We start from the raw sequence: 13,679 nt of genomic DNA, 5'->3' as shown, positions 1-13,679 counted from the left end.
GCACCGACGAGTCTAGTTCCACCACCCGCCCCGGGGTCGGCGGGCGTATCATTGCTGCTCGTGTGTGCCCGAGACCTCGGGCACGAGAGGAATGACCACGATCATGGCCCTGGAGAACGACACCACGGCACCCGATTTCGAGCTCGCCAACCAGTTCGGTGAGCACATCCGGCTTCACGACTACCGCGGCAAGTCGGCCGTCGCGCTGGTGTTCTTTCCCCTCGCGTTCTCGAGCACCTGCACGAGCGAACTGTGCGACCTGCGCGACAACCTCGCGTTGTTCAAGGCCGCCGGCGTCGAGTTGGTCGGCATCTCGGTGGACTCGAAGGCGACGCTGCGGGCCTGGGCCGAGCAGCAGGGCTACGACTTCACGCTCCTGGCGGACTTCTGGCCGCACGGCGACGTCGCCAAGGAGTACGGGGTGTTCCTGGAAGACAAGGGTTTCGCGAACCGCGCGACGTTCCTGATCGACATCGACGGCGTCATCCGGGCGAGCTTCATCACCGCACCGGGCCGGGCGCGTTCGCTCGAGGAGTACCGGGCCGCGCTCGAAGAGCTGACCACGACGCGCGTCTAGTCAGGCCGCACTGTGCTGGTCCGGTCGTTGCTGCGCTAGCCCAGCAACACTGTGCTGGTCCGGTCGTTGCTGCGCTAGCCCAGCAACGACACCGCGCGCGCGATCACGAGCACCAGGATCACGAACGCGCCGAGCGCCTGCAGCCCGACGAGGATCTTCGCCCGGGCCGTCAGCGGCATCGCATCCGGCGGGCTGAAGGCCATGGTGTTCGAGGCCGAGAAGTACAGGTAGTCGACGAAGCCGGCGGTCCAGTTCGAGTTGGCCGACGAGCCCCGCGCGACCTCGATCACCGCGTCGTGGTCCTCGTCCTGCGGAAACCGGATGTCGGCATCCGGCAGCTCCTTGCGAGCGGTGAGCGTGCGCACCACCGGTCCGCCCCGGTCCATCTCCCAGTAGATGAGTGCGAAGACGATCACGTGCGTCGCCCAGACCTGTGCGGCTGCGAGCAGCAGCGTGCCGTCCTGGTCGCTCTTCGCAGTGACGAGCTGCACGATGAGCTGCACGAGGGCGACGGTGTTGGCGACGGCCAGCAGCACGGTGAGCCCGATCGCCAGCCACCGCGACCACGGTGTCTGCGTGCGCATCCGCACCGGGTTGATGACCACCATCGGCACGAGCAGTGCCAGGCATACGGCGACCACCGCGTACCGCAGGGTCGGCAGAAAGCTCGACGGCAGCAGCGCGTAGAGCGTGAGGGCGACCAGAATGGATGCCACCGCGGGCCAGCGATGCTCGGGGCGACCCTGTCCCTCTGCGATGTTCTTGGGCATGGGGCGAGTATGGGCCGCCCGCGCGCGCCGCGGGAGGGGCTTGCGTTTCAGGCCAGGATGTTCACCGCGCGCGAGATCACCAACGCCAGCAGCACGAATCCGGTCAGCGACTCGTAGGCCATGAGCGCCTTCGCCCGCAGGGTGAGCGGCATGACGTCGGTGGGGCTGAAGGCCATCATCGTGTTGATCGAGAAGTAGGCGTAGTCGAAGAACACCGGCTGCCAGTTCGGATCGGTGCCGGGTGAACCGTCCTGCTGGGGGAACCGGAAGTCCTGCGGGTTGGAATCGAGACGACCGAGGTCGCGGCGGGCGACGGGGCCGCCGCGGTCGAGCTCCCAGAACACGAGCGCGAAGGCGATGACGTTGGTGATCCACACGCCGAAGGCCATCGCGAGCACCGTCGGGCCGTTCGTCTCCCCGGCGATCAGATCGCTGATGATCGAGACGATGTAGATCTGGTTGATCGCCGCGAGTGCGAACGAGAAGCCGAGACCGACGATGCGCGACCAGCGGGACTCGCGAGTGAGCCGTCGGGGGTTGTAGAGCACGAGCGGCGTGAGCACCACGAGCCCGACCACGGGAATGAGCCACGAGGGCAACCAGGGCCGCGGGTCGGGCAGCGCGACGTAGAGCGCGAAGGTCGCGAGGGTCGTGATGAGTACCGGCCAGCGATGCTCCGGTCGCGGCTGTGGACGCTCTGCCATGGCATGAGTATGCCGGTAGCATGGTGGCGCATCGACCCGGCCCGCCGGGCGATGGGCCTTTAGCTCAGTTGGTAGAGCGCCACGTTTACACCGTGGATGTCATCGGTTCGAGCCCGGTAGGGCCCACGGTTCACGACGGCGGCCGGAGGTCGTCGGCGTGAAGCGTCGATGGTGCAGGGCGAGAACCGCTTGCTGCGGCCGCACGCAGTGACCTTCGCCCCTTGCCCAGCGCACCGGGACGGCGCAGCCTGGGACCATGACAACCACGCTGCAGTTCCTCGGAGCGGCCGACACGGTCACGGGCTCCCGGTACCTCGTGACGACCGCCGATGCGCGAGTGCTCGTCGACTGCGGCCTGTTCCAGGGACTGAAGGTGCTGCGCGAGCGCAACCGGCGGCCGTTGCCGTTCGCTCCGGCGGACCTGGATGCCGTGGTGGTGACGCACGCGCACCTGGACCACTCCGGCTATCTACCGGCGCTCGTGCGCGACGGCTACGCGGGCGCGGTGTTCTGCACGCCGGGCACGGAGGAGCTGTGCGGCATCCTGCTGCCCGACAGCGGGTACCTGCTCGAAGAGGAGGCGCGGTACGCGGGCAAGCACGGCACATCACGGCACGCTAATCCGGCACCGCTCTATACGGTCAACGACGCGCTCGTGGCGCTCGATCAGTTCGTGTCGATTCCCTTCGACGAGGCGCGCGGGGTCGCGCGCGGCGTGACCGCGACGTTGCTGCCCGCGGGACACATCGTGGGTGCTGCACAGGTGCGTCTGAAGGCAGCGGATCGCACGGTGACCTTCAGCGGCGACCTCGGTCGCTGGGACGATCCCCTCATGCGCGCGCCGCGAGCGCTGGGCGAGACCGACGTGCTCGTCGTCGAGTCCACCTACGGCGACCGCGACCACCCGGCGGAGAGCCCGGAACGCGCGCTCGGCGAGATCGTGCGGCGCGTGTGCGGTCGCGGCGGGGTCGTGATGATCCCCGCCTTCGCGGTCGGCCGCACGGAGTCGCTTCTGCTGCACCTGTCGCGCCTGCGGGAGCGGGGGGAGATTCCCGACGTGCCGATCTACGTCAACAGTCCGATGGCGTCGAACGCCGCGAGGATCTATCGCGCGTTTCCCGAGGAGCACCGCGTCTCCGACGAGGAGTTGGAGCGCCTGTACTCGTTGCCGCACTACGTGCGCAGCGTGGAGGAGTCGAAGGAGCTCAACCTGCGCAGCGGCCCGATGGTCATCATCTCCGCCAGCGGCATGATCACCGGCGGTCGCATCCTGCATCATCTCGCGGCCTTCGGCGGGGATCCCGCCAACGCGGTCGTGCTCGCCGGGTTCCAGGCCGCGGGCACGCGTGGTGCCGCCCTCGCGCGGGGCGAGCGCAGCCTGCGCATCTTCGGTCGTGACGTCGCGATCGAGGCCGAGGTCGTTTCCCTGCCGAGCATGTCGGCGCACGCGGATGCCGACGCCGTGATGCGGTGGCTTGCGGCGGCACCGCAGGCTCCTACGATGACCTACGTGACGCATGGAGAGCCTTCTGCCGCCGACGCGCTGCGGCTGCGCATCAAGCACGAGCTCGGCTGGGCGGTACGGGTGCCCGATCAGGGCGAGATCGTCGAGCTGGCGTGAGGCGCGCGGCGCGCTTCCGGCTCCGCGAGTACCCCTGGGTGATCGCGGCGGTCGCGGTCGGACTGCTCGGTCTCGGCGCGCAGCTCGCGGGCTTCGAGGTCGTCGCCCGCTGGGGCATCTCGGCTTTCGCGGTGCTCGTCGCCATCCGATCGTTGATCTCGATGATCCGGGCGATCCGTTCGGGCGCGTGGGGCATCGACTTCCTGGCGATCCTCGCGATCGGCAGCACCGTCGCGCTCGGCGACCAGTGGGCGGCGCTCATCGTCGTGATCATGCTCACCGGCGGCGAGGCGCTTGAGCAGTTCGCCGAACGCAGCGCGCGCGCCGAGCTGACGGCGCTGCTGGAGCGGGCGCCCGCCGTCGCCCACGTGGTGACGGATGCGATCAGGGATGTCCCGGTCGCCGAGGTGCGGATCGGCGACGTCGTCGAGGTGCGGCCCGGTGAGACCGTGCCGGTGGACGGCATCCTGCTCGATGACGGCGTGTTCGACGAGTCGTCGATGTCGGGGGAGAGCCTGCCGGTGTCCCGCGCCGAGGGAGCGGCGGTGCTCAGCGGTGCGGTCAATGGCGAGCGCGGCGTGCGGGTGCGCGCGACCGCGACGGTGGCCCACAGTCAGCTGCAGTCGATCATCGACCTCGTGGCCGCGGCCGCGGACGAACGTGCGCCGTTCGTGCGTCTCGCCGACCGATTCGCGCTGCCGTTCTCGATCGCGGCCGTCGTCTTCGCCGGGCTCGCGTGGTTCCTCTCCGGAGAGCCGAGTCGGTTCGCGGAGGTGCTGGTCGTCGCGACCCCGTGCCCGCTGCTGATCGCGGCGCCCGTCGCGTTCCTCGCGGGCACGAACCGCGCCTCCGGGCTCGGGGTGATCGTGAAGTCGGGCGGGGTGCTCGAGCGCGCCTCGCGCATCCGCACCGTCGCGCTCGACAAGACCGGCACGCTCACGGACGGCCACCCCACCGTGATGCGCGTCGAATCCGCGGCGGGCGTGGACGTGCTCGGCCTGGCCGGGGCGCTGGAGGCGCACTCTCCCCATCTGCTCGCGGCGTCGATCGCGGAGGCCGCCGAGCGGGCCGGTGCGGTGCCGACCGCCACCGACATCCGCGAGGTGCCCGGCATGGGGCTCGAGGGCACGGTCGACGGGCGCACCGTGCGCGTCGGCAAGGCCGCCTTCGTGCCGGGGGCCGAGCAGGGCTTCACCACGCCGCTCGGTGCCGGCGAGATGGCCGTGCACGTCGGTGTCGTCGACGACTACGCGGGCACCATCGTGCTGCGCGACACCCTGCGTGAGGATGCGACGCAGACCATCGCGCGGCTGCGTGCGCTCGGCGTGCGCCACTTCATCATGCTCACCGGCGATGCGCGCGGCACGGCGGAGACCATCGGCGCGCAGTCCGGCCTCACCGACATCCGGGCGGCCCTGATGCCCAGGGACAAGGTCGAGGCGGTGCGTACGGCGGAGAAGCCCGTGATGATGGTCGGCGACGGGGTCAACGACGCCCCGGTGCTCGCGGCGGCCGACGTCGGCGTGGCGATGGGTGCCCGCGGTTCCTCCGCGGCGAGCGAGAGCGCGGACATCGTGCTGCTCGTCGACGATTTCGGTCGCGTGGCCGACGTCGTGGCCATCGCCCGCCGCACGGTGCGCGTGGCGACGCAGAGCGTGTGGGTCGGCATCGGCCTGAGCTCAGCGCTCATGGTCGTGGCCGCGTTCGGATTCCTGCCGGCGATCTTCGGGGCCCTGCTGCAGGAGGGCATCGACGTGCTCACGATCCTGAACGGGCTGCGGGCGAGGTGGGGCGGTCCGCGCGCCAGCCGTTCGGCGCAGGGAGGGACGTTCGGCCCTGTCGCTGCCGGATCGAAGAAACGAGATTCGTAGCATCCAGACGCGAAGGAGCTCACCATGGCAGACAGGATCGTCGCCGGAGTCGGCGGCAACGACACAGAGGTGCGCGCGATCGCATGGGCCGCGCAGCGAGCGCTCGCCACGGGCGTCGAGTTGGAGATCGTGCACGTCGTCGATGACGATTGGGGCACGGATGCGCTCGATCTCACCGCGGACGCCGTCGCCGAGGCCGAGAAGCGCATTCACGACATCGCCGATCGGCTTCGCGCCGATCACGAGGGCCTCAGCGTGCACGCGGCGGTGATCGTCGGCTCGCCGGTGTACGAGTTGTGCGATCACGCATCGGATGCCGCGCTGCTCGTGGTGGGATCGCGCTCGGCCGCGCACGGCGCGGGTCGCCGCGCGGGCGTGCGCGCGTCGCGGATGGCGGAGTACGCCACGGTGAGCGTCGTCATCGTGCCGGATGTCCCCACCGACGGCCACGGCGTCGTGGTGGGCGTCGACGGCTCCGAGCTCTCCGCTGCGGCCGTACGGTTCGCGGCGGCCGAAGCCGACCGCGCGGGCGAGACCCTCACCGCCGTGCGTGCGTGGCAGCCGCCGTGGTTCTGGGGCGCCGAGTCCGGGCAGTGGCCGATCTCGCCCTCGACCGACGACGAACTGGCGCTCGCCGAGTCGCTCGCGGGCATCGCCGAAGACCACCCCGATCTGCGGGTGGAACGGGTACTTACCCCGATGCGGCCTGCCGATGCCCTCATCGACGCGGCCAAGGGCGCGAGCATGCTCGTGGTCGGCAGCCATGGGCGTGGTGCGCTCGGTCGCGCCTGGTTCGGCTCGGTGAGCGAGGAGGTCGCGCTCGCGATGCCGTGCACGGTCGCCGTCATCCGGTGACCTCCACGCGGGGGCGCCATCGCCGCTAGCCTCGGATGGTGCCCGCCGCTACCTCCCCGTCGACCGGTTCCGGTGCGTGGGCGCTCGTCGTGGCCTCGCTGCTGTGGGGCACGACGGGCACCGCCGCGAGCTTCATGCCGAGCGACGTGAGTCCGCTCGCGATCGGCGCCTCGACCATGGCGGTCGGCGGCCTGTTGCTGTTCGCCACGTCCGCGCGCTCGGCCCTCGGTGCCCTGCGCGCCGGCGGGAGCCGACGCTGGCTGATCGTGGGCGCGGCCGGGGTGGTGGTGTATCCACTCGCCTTCTATGCCTCCATGGACATCGCCGGCGTCGCGATCGGCAACGTCGTCTCGCTGGGCACGGGGCCATTGTTTGCGGCCCTGCTCGAGTGGCTGTTCGAACGGCACCGTCTGTCGCCGCTGTGGGCGGGATGCACGGCGGTGGCGATCACCGGCGTCGTGCTGCTCGCCCTCGGTGGCCACGGCGGCGGCGGCGGGGGCGACGGCGTCGTGGCGGGGGTGCTGCTCGGCATCCTGGCCGGGCTGGCGTACGCGCTGTACACCTACGCATCGAGCCGGGCGATCGGTTCGGGGCAGCCGTCGCGCGGGGTGATGGGCGGCATGTTCGGGCTCGGTGCAGTGGCGCTCGTGCCGGTGCTGCTCGTCTTCGGCGCACCGCTGCTGCAGTCCGGGCGCACGATCGGCATCGCCGCCTACCTCGCTCTCGGCCCGATGTTCGTGGCGTATCTGCTCTTCGGCATCGGCATGCGCAGGCTGCGCAGCAGCACGGCGACGACGATCACCCTGCTTGAGCCGTTCGTCGCCACCCTGCTCGCGGTGATCGTCGTCGGGGAGCGACTGGATGCGATCGGGTGGATCGGTCTGGGGCTCATTCTCGCCGCGGTAACTGTGCTCGCCACGGCCCGTCACCCGCGTACCTCGGTCGCCTCGCCGTAGACTTCCGGCATGGCAGACGACGAGGACGAGGTCGGCACCGACACCCCGTCCGACCCCACGTTCGCCACGGCGGGTCCGCGACGTTCAACGTTCACGCCGCCGCCGGCAAGCGTGCAACGGGCTCCGGGAGACGCGGGCACGACCGACGATGACGCGCTCGCGGAGGCGCTCGCGGCCGAATACACCCGCCTGGGCTCGGGCACGATCCTGCTGCCGCAGGCGCCCGCCGCCACCGAGGAGGACGCGCCGCGCGCCGCCGCCGCCGAACCGCATCCGCAGGCCGCGCCCGAACCGCAGGGCGCCCCGGGCCCGCAGAGCACCCCCGAACCGCAGGTGGCACCCGAGACCACGGGACCCGTGCCCGCGTGGAGTTCGGCGCCGGCACCGGACCCGGCGCAGGCCGTGCCGCTCGACAGTCCGTTCGAGCCCCCGGTTCGGCGTTCGCTGCCCGATGACGAGCTGCTGCGCTGGGTGGAGGAGGCCGCGAGCCAGCCCGGCGGCACACTCGACGTGATCGAACAGCTCGAGACCCAGCTGCGCCTGCGCGAGGAGGAGGCCCGCGAGTTCGAGGCCTGGGAGTCGCGCATGCAGGCCCTCGGGCCGGATGCCGCCGCGGTCGTCGAGGACGCACGCCCCGAGTACCCCGGCGCCCTGCCGAGCGTGCCGGTGCCCCCGAGCTTCCCCCCGCCGGCGCCGGACGCCTTCGTGGCACCCGCGGCCGAGTCGGCCGTCGAACTCCCGCCGCCGCCGCTGCCGGCGTGGGACGTCCCGGCACCGAGCGCGGGCTGGGCACCGCCCCCGGACTACGAGCCCGAGGAGCCGAGTCCGCCGGTCCAGGAGGCGGCCCCCGTGCCGCCGGTGTTCCCGGATGTCCCGGCCGATGCCACCGCGCCCGTCGCGCCCGTCGAGCACGCCTTTCCGTTCCCGTTCGGGCTCGGTGAGTCTGCGCCGGAGCCGGAGCCGGAGCCGGAGCCGGAGCCGGAACCGGAACCGGAGCCCGAGCCGGAACCGGAGCCCTTCCCTGCGCCCGAGCCCGCATCCTTCCCCGCGCCGGATCTCCCGTTCCAGCCTCCGTCGCCGCCGCCCTTCGCCCCCGAACTGCCGGGCGAACCGGAGCCGGAGCCGCTCGCAGCGCTCGAGCCGCAGCCGCAGCCGGAGCTCGAGCCCGAGCTCGCGTTCGAGCCCGTCATCGAGGCCACGATCGAGCCGGACACCGGGGATGTCGAGTCCGCCCCGCTCGCCGCGCCCCCGCCTCTCGTCGAGCCGCCGCCATTCGGCGGACCGCCGCGCCCTCCGGTCGAACCGAGCGACGAGATCGACCCGGGCGCGCACTCGTTCGACTTCGGACTGGGCGCCGCCGTGCCGCCGGTCGCACCACCGGCGGCCGCCGCGCCGGCTGCCGCGTTCAGTTTCGACGACCTTCTGGCCGGGGCGCCCGAGTCCGGTTCGCCGGCGCCCGGCGTCACGCCCACGGGCGCGGTGCCCCCGGGCTACATCGATCCCACCCCGGTGTCCGCCGCCGTGCCCTTCCCGACCGACACCGACTCGGTGACGATCATCGAGCAGGGCCTCGACCGCGATGTCGAGGACGACGTCGACGAGACCGATCGCATCGTCGGTGGTATCTCCGGCGCGGTCGCGGTGGACGCCGCCGGTCGAGCGGTGATCGCCGACCACGTCTCACCGCCGTCCGGACCGATCTCGACCGTGCGCATCCCCGCCGACGAGCAGGTGCTCATCGACAACGAACCCGTGCGTCAGCCCGTCTTCAGCCTCGAGCGGGCGGGCGAGGAGCCGACCCCGCTCGATCACCGGGTCGGCCGGGCGGCACGCCTGTTCTGGCTCTGGTTCGCGGCGAACTCCTCGATCCTCAGTCTCGGGCTCGGCGCCGCGGTCTTCGCGGTCGGCATGAGCCTGCGGCAGTCGATCGTGGCGATCCTCGCCGGCGTCGCGCTGTCGTTCGTCCCGCTCGGTCTCACCACGCTGGCAGGCAAGCGCAGCGGCCAGCCGACGATGGTGGTCTCCCGTGCCACGTTCGGCCTGCTCGGCAATGTGCTGCCGGCGATCATCGCGCTGCTGACGCGCGTGTTCTGGGGCGCGGTCATGCTGTGGCTGCTGGGTTCGTCGATCGCGATCGTGCTGGTGCGAGCCCAGCTCGGCGGAGTGCTGGGCGAGCGGATGCTGCTGCTGGTCTCCCTGGCGCTCGCCTTCGTGATCGCGGTGCTCGTCGCCTTCACCGGATACCCACTGCTGTCGCGCATCCAGCTGGTGCTCTCCGCGATCTCCGGGCTGCTCGTCGTCGGCCTGATCGCCATGACCGCCTCGTACATCGACCTGGGAGAGGCCCTCACCACGCCGGACGGCCCCTGGCTGCTCACCGTGACGGGTGCGGTGCTCGTCTTCAGCTTCGTCGGACTCGTGTGGGCCAACAGCGGCGCCGACCTGGCGAGGTACCAGCGCCCGGGGTCGAGCGGCGCGTCATCCATGCTCTGGGCGACGTTCGGCGCGACGCTGCCGGCGTTCCTGCTGATCGGCTACGGCGCGCTCCTGGCGGCCTCGAATCAGGGGATCGCGAGCGGGTTCCTCGAGTCGCCGCTCGACACGCTCGCCCTGATCCTGCCGCTGTGGTACCCGATCCCGCTGATCGCCGCCACCGCGCTGAGCCTGCTCTCCGGCATCACCATCACCCTCTACTCCGGCGGTTTCGCGCTGCAGGCGATCGGCGTGCGCGTGCGGCGCCAGGTGGGTGTCCTCATCGTCGCCGTGCTCCTCGGAGCGCTCGCGCTGCTGTTCACCTTCGGTGTCACCGGGGGCATCGTGGAGTTGTTCCGCGACGCCGCGACGACGCTCGCCGTGCCGACGGCGGCCTGGGCCGGCCTGTTCGCCGCCGAGACGATGATCCGCAACCGGCGGTTCGAAAGCGAGTCGCTCGTGCGCCGCGGCGGTGTCTACGAAGACGTGCGGTGGGGCAACGTGATCGCGTTCGTGGTGATCAGCGCGATCGGATTCGCCTTCACCTCCGCGACGATCGCGTGGCTATCCTGGCAGGGGTTCGGGTTCAGCCTGCTCGGCATTCCGCTTGACGGCGACCTCGCCGGCACCGACCTGGGGGTGCTCGTGGCCCTCGTGCTCGGGTTGCTGGTGCCGATCGTGTTCGGCATCCCGGCGATCCGTCGTCAAGAGGCCGCAAAGCCCTGAGGCGGTGCTTCGAGCCGGGGCCCGCTGGGTAGGCTGGCAGCGTGCCAACCAACGTCGCGGATGTGACCGCCGCCGTCGAGCGCCTGTGGCCCGCCTCCGGCGCTGAGCCCTGGGATGCCGTCGGCCTCGTCGCCGGGGATCCAGGCGACGAGGTGTCCCGCATCCTGCTCGCCGTGGATGCCGTGCTCGACACCGTGGACGAGGCGGTCGAGCGTTCCGCAGACCTGCTGCTCGTGCACCACCCGCTGCTGCTGCGCGGCGTCACGAGCGTCGCGGGGGACCGGTACAAGGGTGCGGCGCTGACCCGGCTGATCCGCGCGCACTGCGCGCTGCTGGCCGCCCACACCAACGCCGACGTCGTCGAGCGCGGCACCTCCGCGGTGTTCGCCGAGCGTCTCGGGCTGCTCGACACTGCGCCCATCGTGCCGGCGGCCGATCCCGCGCGCGGCATCGGCAGGGTGGGTCGGCTCGCCGCCCCCACGACGCTCGGCATGCTCGCGCGCGCCCTCGGTGACGTGCTGCCGGCGACCGCGTCGGGCATCCGGGTCTCCGGGGACTTCGATCAGCGCGTGCAGACGGTGGCCCTGTGCGGGGGTGCCGGCGACGCCTACCTCGGTCATCCCGCGGTGCTCGCCGCCGATGTCTACATCACGAGCGATCTGCGGCATCACCCGGCCTCGGAGGCACGGGAGAATGCGCGTGTCGCCGGTGGTCCCGCACTCATCGACGTGTCGCATTGGGCGAGCGAATGGCTGTGGCTCGACACCGCGGCCGCGCAGTTGCGCACCGAGCTGAGCGACGTCGAGATCGTCGTGAGCGAGTTGCGCACCGATCCCTGGGATTTCGCGGTTCTGCAATGACCGCAGTTGCATTGACCGCAGTGAAGGAGAACCACCCATGGCTTTGAAAGCCGCCCCCGACGTGCAGGCGAGACTGCTCGACCTGCAGGCGCTCGACACCCGTCTCGCCCAGCTCGACCACCGCGCGAAGAGCCTGCCCGAACTCGCCGCGATCGCCGATCTCGGCACGCAGGCTGCAGCGTTGCGCGTGCGACTCACCGAGGAGCAGGGTGTGCTGGAGAACACCCAGCTCGAGCTCGGTCGTGTCGAGGCCGATGTCGCCGTGGTCGAGACCCGCATCCAGCGGGACAGCGAGCGTCTGCAGGCCAGTTCGTCGGTGAAGGATGTCGCCGCGCTGGAACAGGAGCTCTCCGCCCTGCGCAAGCGCCTCGACGACCTCGAGGAGATCGAGCTGGCGGTGATGGAGCGCGCCGAGCTGCAGCAGGCCGCGGTGGGCACCACCGAGGCGGAGCTGGGCGCGATCGCCGCTCGCACCCTCGAGGCCGAGGCGGCCAGGGATGCCGCGCTGGCCGCACTCGCAGCCGATCGCGCCTCGGCCGCCGCCGACCGCGGCGTGATCGCGTCGGCCCTGCCGGAGGATCTGCTCGCGCTCTACGAGAAGCAGCGCTCCCGCTACGGCACCGGGGCATCCCTGCTCCGCGGCGGCGTCTCGCTCGCCTCGGGCGTAAAGCTGCTCGAGGACGAACTGCAGAAGATCCGTGCCGCCGCGCCCGACGACGTGCTGATCTGCCCGTCCAGCGACGCCATCCTGGTGCGCACCGAGGAGTCCGGACTCTGATGGGTCGACTTCTCGTGATCGAGGCGGATGGCGGTTCTCGTGGCAACCCGGGGCATTCCGGCAGCGGCGCGGTGGTGATGGACATGGCCAGCGGCGAGATCCTCGCCGAGATCGGTCTCTACGGCGGCATCGCCTCCAACAACGTCGCCGAGTACAAGGCGATGATCGCCGGGGTGCGTCGCGCACTGGAGATCGATCCGGATGCCGACCTGCTCATCCGCATGGATTCCAAGCTCGTGGTCGAGCAGATGTCCGGCCGGTGGCGCATCAAGCACCCGGACATGGCCGAGCTCGCCGCGGAGGCGCGCGACCTGCTCACCGGCACTCCGGTGCGTTTCGAGTGGATCCCGAGGCTCGAGAACTCGCGCGCCGACAAGCTCGCGAACCTCGCGATGGATGCCAAGGCCGACCTCGGTCGGTAGGCTTGCTGCACGAATGGGCCGGCAAGACGGTCGCGTCGGTGTCGTCCCTCTCGACGAGGGGGACGCATCGCCGAGGAACGTCCGGGCTCCGCAGAGCAGGATGGTGGGTAACACCCACCCGGGGCAACCCGCGAGAACAGTGCAACAGAAAGCAGACCGCCGCCGGGCTTCGGCTCGGAGGTAAGGGTGAAACGGTGGTGTAAGAGACCACCAGCGGCCGCGGTGACGCGGTCGGCTAGGTAAACCTCGTCCGGAGCAAGGTCAGACAGGGAACCATGGGGCTGCTCGTCCCGTTCCCGGGTAGACCGCTTGAGACGTGCGGCAACGCACGTTCTAGATAGATGGCCGTCCAAGGTGCAGTGCACCCCAACAGAACCCGGCGTATCAGCCGGCCCATTCGCCCGCTAGGCAGCGAGGGCGGCGCGCAGGCCCGGCGTCGCGAGCATCGCCCCGTCACGATCGACCGTGAAGACGTCGACGTCCCAGCGATCGCACACCGCATCGAGCGTGTCACGACCGCCAGCGACGATCGCGGTGGCGAGCACATCGGCGGTGACGATGTCGTCGGCGACCACGCTCACCTGCACGAAGGCCGCAGGCGTGCGCGAGCCTCCGCGCCAGATGTGGTCGCCGCGTTGTGCGGAGCCGGAGGTGGCGACGGCGCGGCGGGGGCCGGCGAGGGTGATCGCGCAGAGCGTGGCGGAGGCATCCGCGGGATCGGCGAGGGCGATCAGGTGCGGCGCTCCGTCGCCGGCCACGAGGATGTCGCCGCCGGCGTTGATCGACCAGTGGTGGCATCCCGCCGCAGTCAGCGCAGCACCGGCCGCCTCGACCGCCTCGGCCTTGACGATGCCGTTGAGGTCGATCACGCCGTCGGGGCGGTTCGGCGTGAACGCGCCGTCGGTGCGCTCGCGCCACAGCACGGCGCGCGCGTAGGTGTCGCGCAGCTGCGAACCGGCCTGGGTCAGGGGGGCGTGAGGAACGAACTGGTGACAGGTTCGGTTTAGGCCGCCAGTGTGTGCGGCTCGGCTAGCTTGGCTTCGAACTCGATGGGCGTCAAGCCGCCG

12 protein-coding genes, 1 tRNA gene and 1 other RNA gene are annotated in these 13,679 nt (G+C 71.1%); 11 read left to right on the top strand and 3 right to left on the bottom strand.

Annotated features, from left to right (window positions below):
- The first annotated feature begins 103 nt into the window (after positions 1 to 103).
- On the top strand, positions 104 to 577 hold the full coding sequence (locus PYV02_RS14125; protein WP_275759752.1) for a peroxiredoxin: 474 nt from the start codon (positions 104 to 106) through the stop codon (positions 575 to 577).
- A gap of 74 nt (positions 578 to 651) precedes the next feature.
- Here PYV02_RS14125 and PYV02_RS14120 read toward each other — a convergent pair whose 3' ends face one another.
- Both PYV02_RS14120 and PYV02_RS14115 read right to left on the bottom strand, forming a co-directional pair.
- Positions 652 to 1,347: a hypothetical protein gene (locus tag PYV02_RS14120; RefSeq protein WP_275759708.1), complete on the bottom strand. Its 696-nt coding sequence runs from the start codon at positions 1,345 to 1,347 to the stop codon at positions 652 to 654.
- 47 nt (positions 1,348 to 1,394) lie between these two features.
- Entirely contained in the window at positions 1,395 to 2,051 is a 657-nt protein-coding gene (locus PYV02_RS14115; RefSeq protein WP_275759707.1) for a hypothetical protein, read from the bottom strand.
- Between the two features lie 53 nt (positions 2,052 to 2,104).
- Between PYV02_RS14115 and PYV02_RS14110 the strand changes: the two genes are divergently transcribed.
- From PYV02_RS14110 to rnpB, 10 genes are all read left to right on the top strand, one after another.
- Positions 2,105 to 2,177 (top strand) — tRNA-Val (locus PYV02_RS14110).
- Between the two features lie 130 nt (positions 2,178 to 2,307).
- Complete coding sequence (locus tag PYV02_RS14105) at positions 2,308 to 3,672, top strand: MBL fold metallo-hydrolase RNA specificity domain-containing protein (RefSeq protein ID WP_275759706.1); 1,365 nt, start codon at positions 2,308 to 2,310, stop codon at positions 3,670 to 3,672.
- Positions 3,669 to 5,543: a heavy metal translocating P-type ATPase gene (locus tag PYV02_RS14100; RefSeq protein WP_275759705.1), complete on the top strand. Its 1,875-nt coding sequence runs from the start codon at positions 3,669 to 3,671 to the stop codon at positions 5,541 to 5,543. Before PYV02_RS14105 ends, PYV02_RS14100 begins: the two co-directional genes overlap by 4 nt.
- Positions 5,544 to 5,567: 24 nt before the next feature.
- Positions 5,568 to 6,398 carry a universal stress protein gene (locus tag PYV02_RS14095; protein ID WP_275759704.1) on the top strand — a complete coding sequence of 277 codons (831 nt, stop codon included), beginning with the start codon at positions 5,568 to 5,570 and terminating at the stop codon, positions 6,396 to 6,398.
- Between the two features lie 35 nt (positions 6,399 to 6,433).
- Positions 6,434 to 7,354: a DMT family transporter gene (locus tag PYV02_RS14090; RefSeq protein ID WP_275759703.1), complete on the top strand. Its 921-nt coding sequence runs from the start codon at positions 6,434 to 6,436 to the stop codon at positions 7,352 to 7,354.
- A gap of 9 nt (positions 7,355 to 7,363) precedes the next feature.
- The gene (locus PYV02_RS14085; RefSeq protein WP_275759702.1) at positions 7,364 to 10,552 is read left to right on the top strand and encodes a cytosine permease; all 3,189 of its coding nucleotides are present in this window, start codon (positions 7,364 to 7,366) and stop codon (positions 10,550 to 10,552) included.
- A gap of 41 nt (positions 10,553 to 10,593) precedes the next feature.
- Positions 10,594 to 11,412: a Nif3-like dinuclear metal center hexameric protein gene (locus tag PYV02_RS14080; protein ID WP_275759701.1), complete on the top strand. Its 819-nt coding sequence runs from the start codon at positions 10,594 to 10,596 to the stop codon at positions 11,410 to 11,412.
- A gap of 37 nt (positions 11,413 to 11,449) precedes the next feature.
- On the top strand, positions 11,450 to 12,190 hold the full coding sequence (locus PYV02_RS14075; RefSeq protein WP_275759700.1) for a zinc ribbon domain-containing protein: 741 nt from the start codon (positions 11,450 to 11,452) through the stop codon (positions 12,188 to 12,190).
- Entirely contained in the window at positions 12,190 to 12,612 is a 423-nt protein-coding gene (locus tag PYV02_RS14070; RefSeq protein ID WP_275759699.1) for a reverse transcriptase-like protein, read from the top strand. The genes PYV02_RS14075 and PYV02_RS14070 overlap by 1 nt, the downstream gene beginning before the upstream one ends.
- 14 nt (positions 12,613 to 12,626) lie before the next feature.
- Positions 12,627 to 13,012, top strand: an RNA gene (gene rnpB / locus PYV02_RS14065) — RNase P RNA component class A.
- Between the two features lie 4 nt (positions 13,013 to 13,016).
- On the opposite strand, the gene PYV02_RS14060 is transcribed toward rnpB, so the two are convergent.
- Positions 13,017 to 13,535 carry an FAD:protein FMN transferase gene (locus PYV02_RS14060; protein ID WP_275759698.1) on the bottom strand — a complete coding sequence of 173 codons (519 nt, stop codon included), beginning with the start codon at positions 13,533 to 13,535 and terminating at the stop codon, positions 13,017 to 13,019.
- Positions 13,536 to 13,679 lie beyond the last annotated feature (144 nt).

This window comes from Antiquaquibacter metalliresistens (assembly GCF_029211225.1).
Classification (GTDB): Bacteria; Actinomycetota; Actinomycetes; order Actinomycetales; family Microbacteriaceae; genus Rhodoglobus; species Rhodoglobus metalliresistens.
This window is presented reverse-complemented; position numbering and strand designations above follow the sequence as displayed.